At 59.7% G+C, this 19,940-nt stretch carries 18 protein-coding genes; 6 read left to right on the top strand and 12 right to left on the bottom strand.

All coding sequences use genetic code 11. From position 1 onward, the window contains the following. Positions 1–172 precede the first annotated feature (172 nt). Both RXV86_RS18410 and RXV86_RS18405 read left to right on the top strand, forming a co-directional pair. A complete protein-coding gene (locus RXV86_RS18410) occupies positions 173–784 on the top strand; it encodes a c-type cytochrome (protein ID WP_316301818.1) in 612 nt (203 codons plus the stop codon). 175 nt (positions 785–959) lie between these two features. Further along, entirely contained in the window at positions 960–2,903 is a 1,944-nt protein-coding gene (locus RXV86_RS18405) for a cache domain-containing protein (RefSeq protein ID WP_316301815.1), read from the top strand. 16 nt (positions 2,904–2,919) lie between these two features. On the opposite strand, the gene RXV86_RS18400 is transcribed toward RXV86_RS18405, so the two are convergent. From RXV86_RS18400 to RXV86_RS18350, 11 genes are all read right to left on the bottom strand, one after another. Further along, positions 2,920–4,281, bottom strand: a complete 1,362-nt coding sequence (locus RXV86_RS18400; RefSeq protein ID WP_316301813.1) for a sigma-54 dependent transcriptional regulator — start codon at positions 4,279–4,281, stop codon at positions 2,920–2,922. Between the two features lie 4 nt (positions 4,282–4,285). Beyond that, positions 4,286–5,638, bottom strand: a complete 1,353-nt coding sequence (locus RXV86_RS18395; protein WP_316301811.1) for a c-type cytochrome — start codon at positions 5,636–5,638, stop codon at positions 4,286–4,288. Further along, complete coding sequence (locus RXV86_RS18390; RefSeq protein WP_316301810.1) at positions 5,616–6,908, bottom strand: (Fe-S)-binding protein; 1,293 nt, start codon at positions 6,906–6,908, stop codon at positions 5,616–5,618. Before RXV86_RS18390 ends, RXV86_RS18395 begins: the two co-directional genes overlap by 23 nt. After that, positions 6,905–7,546, bottom strand: coding sequence for a hypothetical protein (locus RXV86_RS18385; protein ID WP_316301808.1), 642 nt, complete (start codon positions 7,544–7,546; stop codon positions 6,905–6,907). Before RXV86_RS18385 ends, RXV86_RS18390 begins: the two co-directional genes overlap by 4 nt. Continuing rightward, positions 7,543–8,694: a formate dehydrogenase subunit gamma gene (locus RXV86_RS18380; protein WP_316301806.1), complete on the bottom strand. Its 1,152-nt coding sequence runs from the start codon at positions 8,692–8,694 to the stop codon at positions 7,543–7,545. The genes RXV86_RS18385 and RXV86_RS18380 overlap by 4 nt, the downstream gene beginning before the upstream one ends. Positions 8,695–8,773: 79 nt before the next feature. Continuing rightward, positions 8,774–9,367, bottom strand: coding sequence for a formate dehydrogenase FDH3 subunit beta (fdh3B, locus tag RXV86_RS18375; protein ID WP_316301804.1), 594 nt, complete (start codon positions 9,365–9,367; stop codon positions 8,774–8,776). 12 nt (positions 9,368–9,379) lie between these two features. Beyond that, positions 9,380–12,274: a formate dehydrogenase subunit alpha gene (locus RXV86_RS18370; protein ID WP_316301803.1), complete on the bottom strand. Its 2,895-nt coding sequence runs from the start codon at positions 12,272–12,274 to the stop codon at positions 9,380–9,382. A 102-nt stretch (positions 12,275–12,376) separates the two neighbouring features. Then, positions 12,377–12,568, bottom strand: a complete 192-nt coding sequence (locus RXV86_RS18365; protein ID WP_316301801.1) for a twin-arginine translocation signal domain-containing protein — start codon at positions 12,566–12,568, stop codon at positions 12,377–12,379. 106 nt (positions 12,569–12,674) lie between these two features. Next, positions 12,675–13,295: a molecular chaperone TorD family protein gene (locus tag RXV86_RS18360; protein WP_316302297.1), complete on the bottom strand. Its 621-nt coding sequence runs from the start codon at positions 13,293–13,295 to the stop codon at positions 12,675–12,677. 14 nt (positions 13,296–13,309) lie between these two features. Continuing rightward, a complete protein-coding gene (locus RXV86_RS18355) occupies positions 13,310–13,948 on the bottom strand; it encodes a DUF3306 domain-containing protein (protein ID WP_316301799.1) in 639 nt (212 codons plus the stop codon). After that, positions 13,945–14,514: a DUF3305 domain-containing protein gene (locus RXV86_RS18350; protein WP_316301797.1), complete on the bottom strand. Its 570-nt coding sequence runs from the start codon at positions 14,512–14,514 to the stop codon at positions 13,945–13,947. Before RXV86_RS18350 ends, RXV86_RS18355 begins: the two co-directional genes overlap by 4 nt. A gap of 379 nt (positions 14,515–14,893) precedes the next feature. On the opposite strand from RXV86_RS18350, the gene RXV86_RS18345 reads away from it, so the two are divergent. Then, positions 14,894–16,801 (top strand): 4Fe-4S binding protein, encoded by a 1,908-nt coding sequence (locus RXV86_RS18345; RefSeq protein WP_316301795.1) that lies wholly within the window; start codon positions 14,894–14,896, stop codon positions 16,799–16,801. Here RXV86_RS18345 and RXV86_RS18340 read toward each other — a convergent pair. Continuing rightward, the gene (locus RXV86_RS18340; RefSeq protein WP_316301794.1) at positions 16,795–17,550 is read right to left on the bottom strand and encodes a hypothetical protein; all 756 of its coding nucleotides are present in this window, start codon (positions 17,548–17,550) and stop codon (positions 16,795–16,797) included. The genes RXV86_RS18345 and RXV86_RS18340 overlap by 7 nt on opposite strands. 57 nt (positions 17,551–17,607) lie before the next feature. On the opposite strand from RXV86_RS18340, the gene RXV86_RS18335 reads away from it, so the two are divergent. The 3 genes from RXV86_RS18335 to RXV86_RS18325 are packed head-to-tail and all read left to right on the top strand — an operon-like array spanning position 17,608 to position 19,862. Further along, a complete protein-coding gene (locus tag RXV86_RS18335; protein WP_316301792.1) occupies positions 17,608–18,675 on the top strand; it encodes an Mrp/NBP35 family ATP-binding protein in 1,068 nt (355 codons plus the stop codon). Further along, positions 18,672–19,379 carry a DUF4444 domain-containing protein gene (locus tag RXV86_RS18330; protein WP_316301790.1) on the top strand — a complete coding sequence of 236 codons (708 nt, stop codon included), beginning with the start codon at positions 18,672–18,674 and terminating at the stop codon, positions 19,377–19,379. The genes RXV86_RS18335 and RXV86_RS18330 overlap by 4 nt, the downstream gene beginning before the upstream one ends. 3 nt (positions 19,380–19,382) lie before the next feature. After that, positions 19,383–19,862: a DUF6505 family protein gene (locus RXV86_RS18325; protein WP_316301788.1), complete on the top strand. Its 480-nt coding sequence runs from the start codon at positions 19,383–19,385 to the stop codon at positions 19,860–19,862. Positions 19,863–19,940: the final 78 nt, after the last annotated feature.

Genomic DNA, 19,940 nt, shown 5'->3' with positions numbered 1-19,940 from the left:
CCAGATCGACGCAAGCGAGGCGAGTGTTACAGACCTCACCCAGCACAGCAAGCCGAACGGAGCCCGACAGTTGAAATGCTTGCCTGTTTCCGCCCGGTGCGGCAATTTGAAATCTGACTCCGTGATGCAAGGTTGGTAAGGTCCCCTGCATCAAAGAAAACGGAGAACAACCATGCGCATCACGGCAGTCCTGATGTCGATCCTGGTGTCGGTCACATCGGCTCAGGCCGACGAAAACGACAGTATCGAAACCCTGATGGGGGACCGCTGTGCCCATTGCCATGGCGAAGTTGGTGAAGCTTCGAGCCGGATTTACCCGCGTCTGGCCGGGCAAAACCGGGTCTACATAGAAAAGCAACTGCGAAACTTTCGTGATGGCACACGGGTGAGCGACGTTATGAACGACATGGCAACCGACCTCACCGATGACCAGATCAACGGGCTGGCCGCGTTCTTCAGCATGCAACCGGCCAAAACCCATCGCATCCGCAACTCGAAGAAATCTCTCGAAGCTGTCGGTTACTACATCTATCACGAAGGCAATAAATACGCCCAGATCCCGCCCTGCGCCGAGTGCCATGGGGATTTTGCGGCTGGTGACGAAAACTTACCACGCCTTGCCGGTCAGCACGCATACTATGTCGTTGAACAGTTGAAAGCATTTGAGGCCCGCACCCGGACTAACGACGCGGCCATCATGCACTCTATTGCTAAACGGCTGACCGAGTTGGAAATCAACGCAGTTGCCCTATACGTAAGCGGGCTCAAGGAAGAATCGCAATAACCAGCGCTCGGCAATCGGGCCTATCTCCTCCGCGCGCGACTGCAGACGGGCGAAGCACGCCTGTTCATCGGAATTGCACGGATGCAACCATGTGCCTAAAGTTGGAACAACACCAACTTCCTAAGCCCTCGGCACCTGAATGCAGATACGATCCATACGTCTACGTTTGCTGACAATGGCCCTGCTGCCATTGGTGGTTCTGATGCCCTTGGTCTTGTTTCTTGGCATTGCGCGCTGGTCGTCAGAATATGACAAAATACTGATCGCCAATGTCGAAAGCGACCTGAAAGTCGCCGAACAGTATCTTGGGCGAATATTGTCGGTCACCGGTGCCAACGTTCAAAGCGTTGCAAAATCGACCGAATTTCAACAGGCGCTGTTGCAAAGCGAAACTACGCAGCTCTCTTATCTCGCCGACGCATCCAAAGAACTTGAACTGGATTTCCTGTACTATCTGCCTCATGCCACAGCGCGCGAATCCGCAATCAAATGGCCTGTGGTCAACGCGGCGGTAGATGGGCAATCCACCGTTGAGATAGACATTTTTTCCGGCCCTGATCTGGCACCGTTTCCGGGCGATCTGGACCATCGCGCACGAATTGAGCTGATCGAAACAAAGGCCGCGGTCCCGACGGAACGTTCGGTCGAGGACCGCGGCATGGTGGTCCACACGGCCAGCCCGGTCGGCGTGCCCGGCCACGAAGGGGTTCTAATCGGCGGTGTCCTTTTGAACAGAAACCTTGATTTCATCGATACGATCAACGCGTTGGTGTATCTCAACGCGACCACAGGGGGCGAACGGCAAGGCACCGCCACCTTGTTTCTGGAGGATGTGCGCGTCTCAACCAATGTGCGGCTTTTCGAAGATGTGCGGGCGTTGGGAACCCGGGTTTCCGCCGTCGTTCGCGGCGCTGTTCTGGATGAAGGCAAGACTTGGCTCGACCGCGCATTCGTCGTCAACGACTGGTACATTTCCGGGTATCTGCCCATTACCGACAGTTTCGGGGCACGGGTTGGCATGCTTTATGTCGGTTTTCTGGAGGCGCCTTTTACCGCAACGAAGCGGATTGCGTTTCTGACGATCATCGGGATGTTCGGACTTGTTCTGGCGCTGACCGCGCCGATCTTTCTGCGCATGGCAAAAGGCATCTTTTCTCCGCTGGAAAAGATGACCCGCACGATGAAGCTTGTGGAGCAGGGAGACTTGGATGCACGCAACGGCGAAATCCGCTCAGCCGACGAAATCGGGCAGGTCGCAACCCACCTCGACACATTGCTGGACCAGGTGCAGGAACGCGACCAGGCCCTTCGTTCATGGGCCGATGAATTGAACACAAGGGTCGAGAAACGCACGAAAGAGCTACGCGAGGCCAATGCCAAGCTCGAAGATACCTATCAACAGCTTGTCATGTCGGAAAAGCTGGCCTCGATCGGGGAAATCACCGCAGGTGTCGCCCATGAAATCAACAATCCCGTAGCCGTGATCCAGGGCAATGTTGACGTTATTCGACAGACCCTGTCCGGTAACACCGACGCGGTCGAAACCGAGCTTTCACTGATCGACCGGCAGGTTCAGAGGATAGACGCAATTGTCGGCAAACTGCTGCAGTTCGCCCGTCCCACCGAATTTGGCACGTTTGAAGAAAATGTCGACTTGGCCGAGATCGTTCAGGATTGCCTCATTCTCGTCGATCACGTGGTTTCGAAAAAAGGCGTGCGGGTTGAAACCCGATTGGAAGAGACACCGTTCGTGCATGTGAACCCGGGCGAGTTGCAGCAGGTGGTAGTCAACCTGATCATCAACGCAGCCCAGGCAATGGACCGGGATGGCACGTTAAGCGTCACGCTGCAGCCTGACGCGCGCAATGGCATGGAAGGGGTGTGCCTGACCGTCGCAGACACAGGACCGGGAATAGACCCTGAGCATATCAACAAGGTATTTGACCCATTCTATACGACCAAGCTCGGTGAGGGTACCGGGCTGGGCCTTTCGATCAGCCAGACCCTTATTCAACGTGCCAACGGGCGGATTACCGCGCGGAACCGCCCCGAAGGTGGAGCAGAATTCTCTATCTGGCTGCCCAAGGGAGACGAAGCGCAACACATGCACGCCGTCTGACGCCAAAATCCCTCACTTACAGCCCCCAGGACGCGCATTTGCGGTCGATCGTCTTGCGTGACACGCCTAAACGCCGTGCAGCCTCGGCGCGATTGCCGCCACAGGCATCCAGAACATGCGCAATGTGGCGTTGCGTCACAAGATCAAGCGTTTCGATCGCCGGCGCACCGGTGATCTTTCCACTTCCGGAGAACTCTTCCGGAAAGCCCCCCAGAATGACCGACCGTTCGACCAGGTTTCGCAACTCGCGCACGTTGCCGGGCCAATCGTAGCGGCGCAGCTTGAGAAAAATTTCTTCGTTCAGCTCCAGGCCCGGCATCCGCAGCGCGGACGCGAACTGCTCGACGAAAAGCGCGGTCAGCTCGACAATGTCGTCTTCGCGATCACACAGCCGGGGCATTTCTATGCCGACGACGTTAATCCGATGGTAGAGGTCGGCGCGGAACCGTCCTTCGGCGACTTCCTGCTCTAGATCGGAATTGGTGGCGAAGAGTATGCGCAGATTGAGAGGAATCTCCCGTTCTGCCCCAAGTGGACGGATTCGCTGATCTTCCAACACCCTTAGAAACGCCGATTGCACCATGTCGGGCATCTGAGCGATTTCATCCAAGAACAGCGTGCCGCCATCGGCATGCAGCAACAATCCGTCCTTGCGGTGGTCGTGTGCATCAACTTCGCCGAACAGTTCACGGGCGATATTGTCGGACGATATTGTCGCGCAATTGATCGCAACGAAAGGGTTCTCGGCCCGGTCGGACAGCGAGTGCAGCGTACGCGCAGCAATCTCCTTGCCCGTCCCACTGGGGCCGGTGAACAGGACCGGCGTAGGAAGCGGTGCCAGGCGCTGCAGCATGGAGCGGACCTCGCTGATGGCAGGCGAACTGCCCAAAAGCCGGCCGCGCGCAACAGTGTTTTCGGCAGACAGCTCATGTTTGAGAAGATAGTTCTCACGCCGAAGGTTCTTGCGGTCCAACGCCCGGGCCACCGCATTGAGGATCTGGTTTGCGCGAAACGGTTTGAGCACAAAATCCGCCACTCCGATCCTGAGCGCCTTGATCGCCGTTTCCAGGTCGGCATAGGCGGTGATCAGGATGGTATCGGCAAAAAGTCCGACCTGATTTTGCTGCCGCGCCCAATCGAGCCCGGTCATTCCCGGCATGATGTTGTCCAGGATGATCAGGTCAAAATGCGCCTGGTCAAGGATGGCCGACGCCTCGATCGCCGATGCGGCCTGCTCAACCCGTTTGCATCGTGGCGTCAGGGTCTTGGTCAAAAAGTTCCGCATCCCCGGTTCGTCATCAATCACCAGGATCGAGGCACGCGCCAGATTTTCACCGAACTCGTCGGTGATTGCGGGCTTGGTCATGGTTACTGTCATCGGCTCACTCTCCTGCCCGTGTGGCCGACTTGAGATATGTAATCAGGTCGTCACGGTCGCTGTGTGCTGCAATTCTCTGCATCGGCATCTTTGACCCCGGAATATAGTGATCCGGCCCAAGATCGAACAACGCGTCAATGGTGCCTTCCGACCAGACGATATCAGACCCAACCAGGATCGGCGAATAGCGGTATCCTGGCACCGTGCCCGCGCGCCTGCCGAACAGCCCGTGAAGCGTCGGACCCGCCTTGCGCGATGCCCCTGCCTCCAATGCATGACAGATCGAGCATTTGCGCATGAACTGCCGTTCCCCGTTTGGCATCGTGTCCGCCGAACGTAGGAAACTGCGCTCACCCGACATGGCCGGTTCGTGTTTGTCTATCAGTGCGACGGGCCAGCCATACGCAACATCATCAAGCCCACCCGCGTAAATCGTTTCCCCTTCGGGTGAAAAGGCCAGTGCCCAGACGGGGCCGTGGCGTGTGGCGCGGAAATCACGAGTGATTTTCCAGGCATCCGTATCGATGATCATGATATAGCCCTGCCCGTCCCCGACAGCCAACTGCGACGTTTCGGAATGATAGGCCATGGCAAGGATCGGCCGGCGGTCGAGGGTGAAGTCTCGAATAACCTCTTCCGTGTTCATGTCGATGATGCGTGTAACCCCGTCCACCGCTCCATAGGCAAGCCAGCCCCGCGTTTCGTTCAAGACTAATTCGTTGATACCAAAACCATGAGAAACGATCACACGCGCTGTAGTCTCACTCAAAACGGCGTCCCACATGCGGATCGTTCCGTCCGCCGAGGCCGAGTAAAGCCGGCCCGCGTTGTCAAAGACAACGGCGTTCACACCCGCTGCGTGGCCTTTCAGAACCACCCGCTCGGTCGAAAGGCTCTCTTCGTCTGCTTTCCACACCTGCTCTATTCGACGCACGGCAACCGTTCCATCCCAACTGGCCGACGCAAAAAGACCCGCGTTGTCGTGATAAGCAACATCCGTGACCTTGCCTTGATGCCGGATCAGTTCCAACGGTTCCGTTTCAGGCCCCGACAACGGCCAAAGCAACACGCGAAAATCATCACCCCCTGATAGGCCGAACTCGTCGTTAAGCCACACAGTATTGACCGCCGCATCATGCCCTTCAATCCAGTACGGTACGCGCCCCGTCCACAGCCCGACCGAATTGTCAAAACTGGCGGTCACGATCTGTCCTGTGTCCGATATCGCAATATCCATGATCGGCCCACCATGCCCCTTGAGCGTGGTGAAGTCCTGCGCCAGCGCTACACTGGCACCGAGACTGAACAAGATCGCAAGCGCCGCGCGCATCGCGTTATTCAGCGGGTTTTGGATCATCCGCCAGCGTATCCGCGACAAGCTGTGCAAGCCCGATTACTTCGAACTCGTCTTCGCGGTCCAACTCGAACAACCCATCCTCGAACACACCGCGGCAATTGGCACATGGCACCACGACCGCTTCGATCTCGCCCAGCTCTTCGATTTGCTTCATCTTGTTGCCGAACGCGCCCACCATCAGCTCTTCTGCACGCGGGTTGGCCGAGACGCCGCCGCCGCCGCCACAGCAATAATTGGTGATCCCGTGATCCTTCATTTCGGTGAAATTCGAGCAGGACTCGTCCAGCAACCGGCGCGGCTCATTCAGCAACCCGCCACGGCGAACGATCTGACACGGGTCATGCATGGTCATTTTGCGGCTGTCGCGTTCGCCCTTGGGGATACGCCCTTCGGCGCGCAGCTGGTCAAGCACTTCCAGAATATGCATCACCTCGAAATCGAAGGTGCGGCCGATCATGTTCGGACCGGCCCAGCGGATTGCGCCATAGGCGTGGCCGCATTCGGGACTGATGACATATTTCACTCCCAGCCGCTCAGCCTCGTCAACCACGCGCTGCACCAACTGTTTTGCCAGCGGACCTGAGCCGATCTGAACTCCGACATTTGTAGCCTCATAGGCCTTGGTCGACAGGGTCCAGCTGACCCCAGCGCGTTCAAAAATCTTGGCATAGGCGCCCATGATCTCCGGGCTGGCCATGATTTCATGCGACGACAGCAGCGCGAGGTAATCGGCGCCTTCCACGTCGACCGGGATCTTCAAACCGGTCTCTTTCTCTTGTTTGCCGACCTGTACCAGAAGCGCTTTTTCGGTCACGCCCATTGGGCTGCTGGTGCGCTCAACATTCTTGCGCGCCTGCTTTAGACCGTCAGGATAAATCTCAGCCGCTGCATAACCCTCGCGCATCTTGCGAATGGTGCCTGCGATATCAATCCCCATCGGGCAGACAAGCGTACAGCGGCCGCACATATTGCAGCTGTCATAAACCAGCTCTTCCCAGTCACGCAGTTCCTCCTCGGTGATTGGTTCCGGCCCACCGAATATCTGCGTGACCCAGCGCAGCGGAGACTTGTGCTGCTTGTACACTTTGACCAGCGGCATCAGCTTGTAAGTTGGCGTGTATTTGGGGTCCTTGGTGGTCTCGTAGAAATGACACGCCTCGGCGCATTCGCCACAATGCACGCAGGCCTCGAGATAGGAGGCGATGTCACTGTCGATCTGGTTCACCAGAGTGTCGACGGCGATTTGGGCGGTATTGGAAGTCTCGCTCATGGGTTCATCCCCTTGCGGCCATAATTCGCACCGGTTGCCCCGCGCGACAGGACAAATGTGAAAGCATGCATCAGGCGGCTGAACGGGAAGTAGATCAGCCAGATATTGACGCTGAACATGTGGATCGCCCGCAGTCCATCGTGCGCCTCTTGCAGCGCGAGACAACCTGTCAGCATGGCAATGAAGGTCAGCCAGCTTCCGATATGGTCGTCCCAGTCGGAGATCAGCCGCATCACCGGGTCAGAGAACCGGCGCACCCACAAAACGATCAGCCCGGCAAAGGCGATTTCAGCGGCGATGATGAAGCCCCAGCGCGGCAGGGCAGGCCAGCTGAGCCCGGTGAATTTCTCGATGAACAGAATATGGGGTGCCGCAAAGAAGAACAGCGCGAACAGGCCAAGGTGAAAACCCCAGCCACCCAGCACATGCATCCAAGTGCGTTGCGCAAACCCGGCGCGTGGCAGAAAGTGGCGCAGGTTACCCTTGATGAAACCCATCGCGGCAGACCCACGCGCCGGGGCCAGGTCGGGCTTCTTGCCGATGCGCAGGATGCCGATCACCCGCACCAGAGCTGCGGCGACGAAAATCGCGACCGCGAGGTAGAACATCGGCCCTTCAGTGAATTCCAGGAACGTCATGCCGAGCCCTCCGCCGTTTCGGCCGCTTCGGGCTCGTCTTCATGCGTCACCTTTTTGCCGGTAACCTCTTCATACCACAGATCATGGTGCTCCTTGGCCCAGTTTTCGTCGACCTCGCCGCGCAGCATCGAATCCAGTGAGCCTTCCATACCGATTGAGCCGACATAGGCGTGACCCAGCGCGAACGCGATCATCAGGATCGCACCGCCTGCGTGCAGAACGGTCGACAATTGATGCCAGGCCAGCACGTCAGTGATCCACGGAAACAGTAGCAGCATGCCGGTGGCCGACATGATCAAACCAACGATCACCACCACCCAGTACCAGGTCTTTTCCCCGAAATTGTAGTGGTGTGACGAGGCGTGACCCCATAGAAGACCCCCGCCTTTTGCGATCCACTTGGCGTCTGCCCATTGGAAAAAATTGCCCTTCATAAATTTGAAGATCACGATCAGCAGCGACAGGATGAACACCGGACCGAACAGGTTGTGCCCCTGCAACATCGCGCTGGTAAGAACCGCATTGGCGTCCTTACCGATGAGAGGCACTAATACCGGACGTCCCAGCAGGATTACCAAACCGGATATCGCCATCAGAATGAAGCTCGCCGCCAGGAACCAATGGGCGATGCGATGCGCCATGGAAAAGCGGAAAATGTACTTGCCCGAGCGCCCATCGCGGATCTTGATCCGGCCGCGGACGATGCCAAAGAGCGCAATGAGCGCCAGTACCGCGACCAGGACCCAGCCCGCATAGGGCAGGATATAATCGCGACGCAGCAACCGCCACTCCTCGCCCAACACCTGCATGACGCGGGGCGTTCCGGAGGTTGCGCTGGCATCACGTGCCGGGGCGGTGATTTCTTTCCAGAAGGTTTCGGCCACGTTATCCGGGCGTCCCGGGGCCATCGGCAGCGGTATGTCGCCTGACGCAGACGGGGTACCGATGCCGCCCTGTTTCAATTGCCGCCAGATATCGGCATCCGACTGGCTGCCCAAGGGCGCGGTCAGGCCCTGGTTCACGGCGTTGTCCGGCGGGCGCACGCTGCTTTGCGCGTCGGCCATCGTAGTGCCAAGCGCGAGGCCGAGCAACATGCTGAGCACCGCCAGCAACCGGATGAAAAACGGCTGCGAGGAGGTCATGGTCATGACTGTCCCTGACTTTTTTGGTGTAGGGTGACAGGCCGCAAAACGCGGCCTGCCTTGTTTTCAAATCATAGGACGGTGATTAGCCGTCTTTCTGATCATAGGCCGTGCCCCAGCCCCAGGCGCCCGAGCCGAAGCCGCGGGCGACCACACGCTCGCGGTAAATGGCCGACACAACGTCGCCATCACCAGCCAGCAGGGCCTTGGTCGAGCACATCTCGGCGCAGATCGGCAGTTTGCCTTCAGCGATCCGGTTGCGGCCATACTTGGCGAACTCGGCGGTCGAGTGGGTCTCTTCCGGGCCACCGGCGCAGAAGGTGCACTTGTCCATCTTGCCACGGCTGCCGAAATTGCCCGCCTGCGGATATTGCGGCGCGCCGAACGGACACGCGTAGAAGCAATAACCGCAGCCGATGCACAGGTCCTTGGAGTGCAACACGACCCCTTCTTCGTTCTGATAGAAGCAGTCGACCGGGCACACCGCCATGCAGGGCGCATCCGAACAATGCATGCAGGCCACGGAAATCGAGCGTTCGCCCGGTTTGCCGTCCTGGATCGTCACCACGCGGCGGCGGTTGATCCCCCAAGGCACTTCATGCTCGTTTTTGCAGGCCGTGACGCAGGCGTTGCATTCAATGCAGCGCTCGGCGTCGCAGAGAAACTTTGCTCTAGCCATACTCTTTTCTCCTTATGCTGCACTGATTTTGCAGAGAGAGACCTTACTCTCCTGCATTTGAGTGACCGAGTCATAACCGTAGGTCATGGCCGTGTTGGCGCTTTCGCCAAGCACGTAAGGATCCGCCCCGTCGGGATACTTGTCCCTGAGGTCGGCACCCTGGAAATGACCGCCGAAGTGGAACGGCATAAAGGCAACGCCTTCGCCCACCCTCTCGGTGACCATCGCCATGACCTTGACCTTGGCACCTTCGGCACCTTCGACCCAGACCTGCGCGCCGTCCCGCACACCAAGGTTGTTGGCGTCACGCGGGTTGATTTCGACGAACATGTCCTGCTGAAGCTCGGCCAGCCACGGGTTCGAACGGGTCTCGTCGCCGCCGCCCTCGTATTCGACCAGACGGCCGGAGGTGAGGATGATCGGATACTCTTTCGAGAAATCGTTCTTCTGGATCGACGCATACATGGTCGGCAGGCGGTAATGCTGCCGGTCTTCGTATGTCGGATAATCCGCTACCAGATCGCGCCGCGGCGTATAGAGCGGTTCGCGGTGCAATGGGATCGGATCCGGGAAGGTCCAGACGACCGCGCGAGCCTTGGCATTGCCGAAGGGCGCGCATTCATGGTCGATCGCCACCCGCTGGATCCCGCCCGAAAGGTCGGTTTTCCAGTTGGTCTTGGGCCCGGCCACCGCGTCGATTGCAGCACGCTCCTCATCGGTCAGCTCGCTGTCCCAACCAAGGTCCATCAGCATCTGCATGGTGAATTCCGGATAACCGTCCTGGATATCGGAATTCTTCGAGTAGACGCCTTCGGCCAACAGGTTGTCGCCATCACGTTCCACACCAAAACGGGCGCGGAAGGTCAGGCCCCCCTCAGAGACAGGTTTGGACATGTCATAGAGGTTCGGCGTGCCCGGGTGACCCATCTCGGCAGTGCCCCAGCATGGCCACGGCAGACCGTAGTAGTCACCATCCGCCGGACCGCCCACCGCCTGAAGCGTTGTGCGATCAAAGGTATGCTGATTGGCCATGTGCAGCTTGATCCGGTCAGGATCCTGCCCAGTATAGCCGATGGTCCACATGCCGCTGTTGATTTCGCGCAGCACGCTTTCGGGGTTGGGCGTGTTTTCGTCTTCCATCTCGATATTGCGGAAGAAACGATCACCCCAGCCGAACTTGTTGGCGAACATCCCCATGATTTCATGGTCCGGTTTACACTCGAACAACGGGTCAACCACCGGTTCGCGCCACTGGAAGCTGCGGTTCGAGGCCGTGACAGAGCCACTGGTTTCGAACTGCGTCGCCGCTGGCAACAGGTACACCCCATCGGTGCGGTCATGCAGAACGGCGGAAACGGTCGGATACGGGTCAACCACGACCAGCATGTCCAGCTTTTCCATCGCCGTTTTCATTTCCGCGCCACGGGTTTGGCTGTTCGGGGCGTGACCCCAAAGCACCATGGCCCGCACGTTGTTGGGCTGATCAATGTTGTCCTTGTCTTCAAGAACGCCGTCGATCCAGCGCGACACCGGAATACCCTTCAGGTTCTGAAGGCTCTTTTCCTTGCCATCCGCGCCTTTGAGCATGTCAAACTGACCGTTTAGCCAATCGCCATCTTCACCCCAGACACGTGCCCAATGGGCCCAAGCGCCTTTCGACAAACCGTAGTAACCCGGCAGGGTGTGGCTCAGAACACCGAGGTCCGTTGCACCTTGCACGTTGTCATGGCCGCGGAAGATATTGGTGCCGCCACCCGAGGTGCCCATGTTGCCAAGGGCCAGCTGCAGGATGCAGTAGGCACGGGTGTTGTTGTTGCCGTTGGTGTGCTGTGTGCCACCCATGCACCAGATCACGGTGCCGGGGCGGTTGTTGGCCATGGTGCGCGCCACGCGGCGCAGCTGGCTGCCCGGCGTACCGGTCACACGCTCGACCTCTTCAGGGTTCCATTTGCGCACTTCGTCGCGAATCTGGTCCATCCCCCAAACACGGGTGCGGATGAACTCTTTGTCTTCCCAGCCGTTTTCAAAGATGTGCCACAGAAGACCCCAGACCAGCGCCACGTCGGTGCCGGGCCGGAAGCGGACGTATTCGTCCGCGTGGGCCGCCGTGCGGGTAAAGCGCGGGTCACAGACGATCAGCGGTGCATTGTTCTGCTCTTTCGCTTTCAGAACGTGCAACAGCGAGACGGGGTGCGCCTCGGCCGGGTTTCCGCCGATGATGAAAATGGCCTTGGAATTGTGGATGTCGTTGTAGCTGTTTGTCATGGCGCCGTAGCCCCATGTGTTCGCAACGCCCGCAACCGTGGTCGAGTGACAGATACGCGCCTGGTGATCCACGTTGTTCGTGCCCCAGTAGGCAGCGAACTTGCGGAACAGGTAGGCCTGTTCATTCGAATGTTTGGCCGATCCCAGCCAGTAGACGCTGTCAGGTCCGCTTTCGTCGCGAATCTTCATCATGCCGTCGCCGATCTCGTTGATCGCCTGTTCCCAGCTGATGCGCTTCCACTCGCCACCCTCTTTCTTCATCGGATATTTCAGGCGGCGTTCGCCGTGGGCGTGTTCACGGACCGATGCGCCCTTGGCGCAATGGGCCCCAAGGTTGAACGGGCTGTCCCAGCCGGGTTCCTGCCCGACCCAGACACCGTTTTGAACTTCGGCCACGACCGTACAGCCGACCGAGCAGTGGGTGCAGATAGTTTTCACTGTCTCCACGGCACCAGCGGCCGCCGTTGCGGCATTGGCGCGCCCGACCGTTCCACCGGTGGCGCTGATTGCGGCAAGGCCACCAATGGCCAGACCGCTGCCACGCAAAAACGCGCGGCGGTCGACGCTCGTCGAAGCGGCGTCAGACAGGATACTTGTCCGCTGGGGGCGTCTCGCTACCCCGTTGGTCTTTTTCCTAAGCATTGCAATTCCTCCCTTTGCGCAGTCTTTGCTGCGCGGAGTTGACGAAATCCTCGGGCAGTTGGGCCAATCGCAACCGGTCGCCCTCGGGTGACAACAGCGCCTTTAGAAACGGGCGCTGTCGAAATACGCACGGGTGTGCGCGGTGTCCTGCATCTTTTCCGATGTCAGGTCGGGTTCTGCGGCTTCAACCGCCCCCCCGGTGGTCGCAACAGCCACTGCAGCAGCAGGGGCGGTTTTCGCGGCCAGTTTCAAAAAATCGCGTCGGCTTGTGGCCTCTTCGGTCTTCTTTGCCATGTGAGAGTCCTCCTCTCCTTCAGGTTTTGGCGGTTTCCCGCCGGTGAGTTGCGGATCGCTCCGCCTGCATCCACCGCGCACCCGAGGGCCCGCAGCGGTATTCAGTTTATCCGTCTCCGCTCATGCGGAACGCCTCGGATTCAATCTCCATGAACACCCGGCCTACCTGGCCAAGGGCCGCGTAAAGAACCGAGTTCTTGGCGCCTTCGAGGTCGGTGTAGAAATGCCGTGCCCAGGGGGCGATGTGACGGTTGAAAAAGGTCTTCTGATCTTCAAGCGTTGCCGGATCACCGAACCGACCGACGATCAGAGCACCCATCATCTCCATCAGCGAGGCGATGTTGTCTTCCGGTTCATAAACATTCTCGGCCCGGGTCAGCCCGCGCGCGGCCATGTCCCGGCGCAAGGTCGCCAGTGGTTTTTCGTTCAGAAACCCGGTCAGGTAGTAGCTAGCGTAGGGAAGCAATTCGCCCCGGCCAAGGCCGATGAATAGCTTGTTGAACTCGCGTTCCGCGGCTTCAGATTTGGTCAGCGCGGCGACCTTGGCCAATGCGGTAATCCCCTGCCCCAACGGGCCGTCATCGCCGCTGAGACCCGCCGTTTGGCTGAGCAGCATTTCGCCCGGCGGTCCGGCCAGCATAACACCGAGATAATTGTAGAGATCGGCGCGCAGGCGGTCTTCCTCGCTCACCTGCGGTGCTGTGGTTTGTTCGGCCAGTGCGCTCATCGCGTCTTCCTCATTCATGCTTCTGCACCTTCGGGCTCGAACCGGAACCGCATGCGACGGATCGGCGAGGGGGCTTCATCGGGCTCATGTTCCGATGCCGACGCCTCGGCGGCAACTAGAATATCTTCGGGTTCTTCTAAACGTATGGGCTCTGGCCCCGCCTCCGTGGCCCCCACTTCGACTTCGGCTGAAAACTCGTCGTCGACATCATGTTCACCCACCTCATCCTCGATCGCTTCGGACTCTGCCGCCTGCCGGGCCAGTTCGTCGACATGGGCGGTCATGCCCTTTCCAACCTGATAGGCGGTCTGCAGGTTCTCGATAGCGCATGCCGCATCGGTAAAATCCTCGCCATAGTCGACCAACCCATCGACATTGGCCAAGATCGGGTTGCTGCCCCACAACCGGCGCAGGGCACGGGTGCGAATACGCGCCGGCACGGTTTCGGTCAGGAAGACCTTGAAGTCGTCCCCCTTTTCCAGCGTGTCCGGATCCGGCAGGCCCAGCTCTTTCAGGATTTCCTCGTCCGGGCGTTCAGCCAGTTCGGTCTCGCGGGCCTCGGTGGCGGCGGCTTCTTCAAGACGCTGCTCTTCGAGCGTTTCGGCCTCGACGGCGGCACGGCGCCGGGTCCAGAAATCGCGTCCTCCGCTCATTGCAGCCGCTCCTTCTTGGCCTGCACCGGCGAGCGATAGACATCGGCCATCTGCGTGATCCGCGCATCGCCAACGCCGTCCTCGATCAGTGTGATATCCTTTCTGTCGCGGCGGCGCTTCTTGAATTCTTCGGCCTTGTGATGGGTCTGGGTGAAATCATGCAACCATGCAATGACAGCCGGTGGCATCGCCACCTTCTCGACAATGTCATCGCCGGTATCGGCATAGTCCTGAGCCTCGTAGGGTGAAGCAGTCACCAGATCGACGTCAAGCGGATGGTCCTCGTCGTCGTTTTCCCGCAGGATCACGTAGAGACACGGCACTTGCGCGCTCATCCCATGCAGATAGGCCTCTGTCTCAGCCCCGTGAAGTTCCAGCATCAAAGTTGCCGCGTGGTATTCGGTGACATCGCCATCCTGGCGCAACACGACCCAATCTGCCGCGGCCGCCCCCGGCAGCACACCAACCGCATTCCACACCCACTTCGCCCACCGGGTCGCTCCCGGAGCGCGGCGCAGCACGATGCCCATTGGCATGGTCTCGAACTTCTTCGGGTTTCGGATCACATCATCCCCAGGCTGCAAACTTCTCCACCAGACTGCCGTGACGCTATGGCAATCGCCAAGCCCCAATGCCCCACCCACGCATCTTTGTTTTTATTTCGGTCAAATTGGGCAGATCGCCCCCCGGAACAGGCCAAGGTGGGACGATTTGTCCAATCTGACTAAAACAATCAGCTATTTAGCTTCCTGTTCCGGCGCCCGAATCACTGTCGCCGAATCACCCCGAGCCGCAACTTCCCGCCATCAGAAAACCGGTTTACTGCCCGCTGGAATCATGCCTAGTTGGCACGATCCAGGCGGACTGTACCGACTGAAAAATTGCCGAATTCGACAGGAGACCAACTTGGCCAAGCAATTGATTCTATGTGATTGTTCGGGATCCATGGCACTCGACTCCAAGGCCCTTGAAAAGGCCACCGGAATTGCTTGCTCAACCTGCCACTCTAACCTCTGCGGCACCCAAGCCGAGATTGCAGCCACCGCCATCGCCAAGGGCGAGGCCACGATTTGCTGCACCCAGGAACAAGCTTTTTTCGAGGCTCTGGCCGACGAAATCCAAGCCCCTCTGCCGGGGTTCCTTGACCTGCGGGACCGCGCCGCCTGGAGCACGGACAAGCGGTCAAAACTGCCCAAAATGGCCGCCCTCGTAGCTGATGCGGCCATTTTACCCGCGCCGGAAAAGATGCTGGACGTCATTTCTGAGGGCCAATGCCTGATCCTTGGAGGCGATCTGGCAACTGAGGCCGCCGAGCAATTGCACCCTCATCTGGCCGTCACCGTGCTCCTCGATCCGGATAGCGAATTGCCCCTGACCCGAAGCTACGACGTCATTCGCGGCCAACTGCGGAACGCCACAGGGGCTCTTGCTGGCTTTTCCGTTGTTATCGACCAGTTGCAGAGCCTTGAACCCGGCGGTCACGGCGCATGGCAGATGTCCTCTCCTCGCGATGGCGGGCGTTCGCAATGCGACATCATTCTCGATCTTTCAGGTCGTGATCCGCTGTTCCCGGCACCGGAAAAACGCGAGGGCTATCTGCGCGCCGATCCCGGTGATCCCAAAGCGGTTGCCCGGGTCGTTCTGCAGGCCTCGCACTTGGTGGGCACGTTCGAAAAACCGCTTTATGTCAAAAGCGAACCGGTGCTCTGCGCCCATTCCCGGGCCACCCAGACCGGTTGCACCCGCTGTTTGGATGCCTGCCCCACCGGAGCGATCACCCCGTCCGGCGATCACGTGAGCGTCGATCCGATGATTTGCGCCGGTTGCGGGGCCTGCGCGGTGCTGTGCCCATCGGGCGCCATCACATATGACGCCCCAACCACCGATCACACAATCCGCCGAATCCAGGTTCTGGCCCAAGCCTATCGCGACGCCGGAGGCAGCGCGCCACGCCTTCTGGTCGTGGATGCCCACGGTACCGAAATGATCGGCCTTTCCGCCCGGTTCGATGCCGGTCTGCCCGCAGATGTAATCCCGCTGGAACTCTCTTCGCTCAACAGCTTTGGCCATGCCGAAGCCTTGGCGGCACTGGCGGCAGGGTTTGCCGATGTATTTATTCTACTGGCACCCAAAACCGACCGCGAAGTGATGGAACAAGAGGCGGGCCTGACCCGCGCCATCGGCGGCCTCAAGCTCCACCTGCTGGACATTTCCGACCCTGCTGCGCTGACAGAATCATTGATGGATCACGCCGTACCAATGCCCTGTGACACGCCTGTACGACCGATGGGCACCCGGCGGCAGATCACCCGCACTGCAGCCTTGGCGCTCAACCCCGAAGGTACGGTCTTGTCTCTGCCGGATGGCGCGCCCTATGGCGCCGTTCTTGTTGACAGCGACGCCTGCACACTCTGCCTGTCCTGTGTCTCCCTCTGCCCATCTGGCGCATTGGGCGACAATCCCGACCACCCGCAACTTCGGTTTCAGGAAGACGCCTGTTTGCAATGTGGACTTTGCGCCAATGTCTGCCCAGAGCGGGCGATCTCCTACGAGCCACGCCTCAACCTTGCCCCGTCGGCGTTGGAACAGGCCGTGTTGCACGAGGAAGAACCCTTTGCTTGCGTCGAATGCGGGGCGCTTTTCGGGGTTAAATCCACCATCGAAAAAATCACAGAAAAACTGGCTGGCAAGCATGCGATGTTTGCCACCTCGGACGCGGCGCGGATGATCCAGATGTGCGACAACTGCCGGGTCAACGCGCAGTACCACGCCGAAAACAACCCCTTTACCGAGGGTGAACGCCCTCGGGTGCGCACGACCGAGGATTACCTCAGCAAACGCCGGGATCACTGATGCTGAATCGGTTTGCCCAAATCGGCCGGGGTCAGCCCGGCCACATAGGCGACAATAGCCTCGAGATCGTCCAAGGTCATTTCCACCGGCACGATCGGCGACGGCCGGTCCTGCGGAAAGGGCGGCGTCACCGCGTCCACCTGGGTAAAGGCCGGGTGCGGATTGAGCGCATAGAACCGCTCGAACCGCTCGCTCCAATCCGGCAGCGAGCGCAGCACGAAGAACGACGGCGTCGAGCCGATCGAGTTAATCCGCCCCTCTTGCGTAACCGCGTGACAGCGCCGGCAATGCTGCTGCGACACTTCCAACCCCTTGGCCGGGTCTCCATCGAAACTCAGCTCGACCTCGTGCACCACTTCCTGTGTCGGCGCAGTAAAGCCAGCTCCATCGTCCCCCTTGAAGGCGGTAATGGTGCGCAAGCCCACTTCGCTGCCGATCCAGTCGGCAAAGCGTTTCACGCCGGGATGATCGGGCTGCTTGGCGTCAAGCTTCCACTGACGCCCCAAGCCATCGAAGACCGGCTCGCCCTTGTGCCCCAGAATGGCTTCGGCCGTCTCACCCGGAGCGACAAGCGTGATGCGTGTCTGCATCTTCAGCGAAAACCGGGGCAACAGGTGTTTCAGGAAACCACTGTTCTCGAGGTCAGTCGGCACAGCGAGACGAAAGTCACGGTCGCCGCTACGCGCAGGCAGCGCAATCATCGCAATCAGACCAACTGTCACAACCAATATGCGGGCAATTGAAACCATGGGAAATGGTAGGAACAACCTCCACGTTCCGTCAATATCTACCAAAGGAGGCCAAGAATGAGCAACACACAGGCAACGCGCGAGGCAGTGCTGGCCGCCCTCAAGGCCATCAAAACACCGGATGGCGGAGACGTGGTTTCCGCCGGAATCATGCGGGCGTTGACGGTCGATTCCGGCACGGTACGCTTTGTTCTTGAGATACCGGCATCGCAATCCGAAGCCTTTGCCCCGATCCGCGATGCGGCCGAGGAGGTGGTCAGGGGGCTTCCGGGTGTTGACAGTGCGACCGTGGTAATGACGGCCGCTGCCGCCGCGCCGCCGGACCTCAAACCCAATAAGCCCGCCGCGCCCAAGGGCCCGCAAAAGGTGCCCGGCATTGACCGGATCCTTGCCGTGGCCAGCGGCAAGGGGGGCGTTGGCAAATCCACCGTTTCGTCGAACCTGGCCTGCGCCCTGGCCGCCGAAGGCCGCCGCGTCGGACTTCTGGATGCCGATGTCTATGGCCCCAGCCAACCACGTATGCTGGGGGTGTCCGGTCGCCCGGCCAGCCCGGATGGCAAGACGATCCTGCCAATGCGCAACCACGGTGTGACGATGATGTCGATCGGGTTGATGACCAATGACGATCAGGCCGTCGTCTGGCGTGGGCCGATGCTGATGGGGGCCCTGCAGCAGATGCTGACCCAAGTGCAGTGGGGTGCTCTGGATGTGCTGATCGTTGACCTGCCGCCTGGCACGGGGGATGTGCAGATGTCACTGGCTCAGAAGACGATTGTTGATGGGGCGGTGATCGTGTCTACCCCGCAAGATATGGCGCTTCTGGATGCCCGCAAGGGGATCGACATGTTCCGCCAGCTCGACGTGCCGCTTGTCGGCATGATCGAGAACATGTCGACACATATCTGCTCAAAATGCGGTCACGAGGAGCATATTTTCGGCCATGGAGGCGTGGCCGATGAGGCCGCCAAGCTGGGTGTTCCACTGCTGGCCGAAGTGCCGCTGAACATGGACATTCGCCTCGCCTCCGACGGCGGCGCACCGATTGTGGTATCGCAACCCGACAGCGCGCAGGCACGGGTCTTCGTTGACGTCGCCCGCACCTTGGTGGCAAAGGGAGTGGCATGAGCGACTTGCACTTCCCTCCCTTGATGTCCGGCCTTGCAGTTGACGGTCAGGACGACCCTTTCGAGTCCGCCCAACAACAGGCCATTCTGGGCTGTGATGCAGGGCTGATCGTTCACGATCTTGGGGCAAACATACTGCGCGCGGCCATCGTCTTTGCCCCCGAGATCGCGCTGGAAAAGGCATTGGTGATGCTGCCACTTTGCGGGGTTGGCTTTCAAAACGCATTGGGCGCTCTGGCCCCACCCGAAGTCGCCGTCCATCTGGAGTGGGACGGCGGGCTGCGCATCAACGGTGCGCGTTGCGGACGTTTGCGCGTAGCGGCAGGTGGCAACGATCCGAAGGACGTGCCGGATTGGCTTGTCGTCGGGCTGGAACTGCCACTTTGGCCCACCTCGGATGATCCCGGCACTAGCCCGGACGATACCGCGCTTTATGCAGAAGGCTGCGCCGATGTCGAAGCCCCACGCCTGTTGGAAAGCTGGGCTCGGCACACGCTCAACTGGCTCTCGCGCTGGGAAGATGAAGGCACCCGCGCCCTGCACGCCGAATGGCGCGGGCTGGCCCACGGTATCGGTGAACCCATCTCCCGGAACGACCAGATCGGCACCTTCCTTGGTGTTGACGAGGATTTCGGCATGCTCTTGCGGGACGAGAGCGGCGAAACCTGTCTGATACCACTCACCATGCTTCTTGAAGGTTCGTGATCCATGAAACTTGCCCGTGCCATTCATTTCGACGAAAGCGATACCCGCGTCTATGCCAACCCGGCGCGCACCGGCGAGTGGTGTATCTCGGGCGGGTTCGAGTTTTCCAACTGGTCCGAGGCAGATCTGACTGGCAAGGCGCGTCAGGCCTTTGCCAATGGCTGGTTCGGGCTGGAAACCTCGGGCCGCGTTACCTTCGTCGCCGTCACCGTCATCGAACCCTCCGAGGTCGAAACGTTGACCGACCTTCTGGCGCAACATTTCGTGACCTATTACGGCGCACCGTCAGCCGACGCCGCCCGCCCAGTCGCCGCCGAAGAAATCGCCCAGATGGTCGGGCTCTGTGAAGACCATGATGCAAACACCATGCTCACCATTGCCCGCGAGCTGACCGAGGCTGGCGTGCGCGAAGCTTACAGGATCATCGAGCCGCAGGATGCCGGTCTCGATCAATTCGCGGTGCACGGCGAACTCGACGAGTAATCAGACGGCCCCTTCAGGCTGCTGCCGAGGATGGCTGGGTTAACTTCAAGCGATCATTCGAACTCCCCGTCCACCCCT

This window comes from Aliisedimentitalea sp. MJ-SS2 (assembly GCF_032586155.1).
In the GTDB taxonomy this organism is placed as follows: Bacteria; Pseudomonadota; Alphaproteobacteria; order Rhodobacterales; family Rhodobacteraceae; genus JAWHTC01.
Note: the sequence above shows the minus strand (reverse complement) of the source record. Positions and strands in the feature narration are given on the sequence as shown.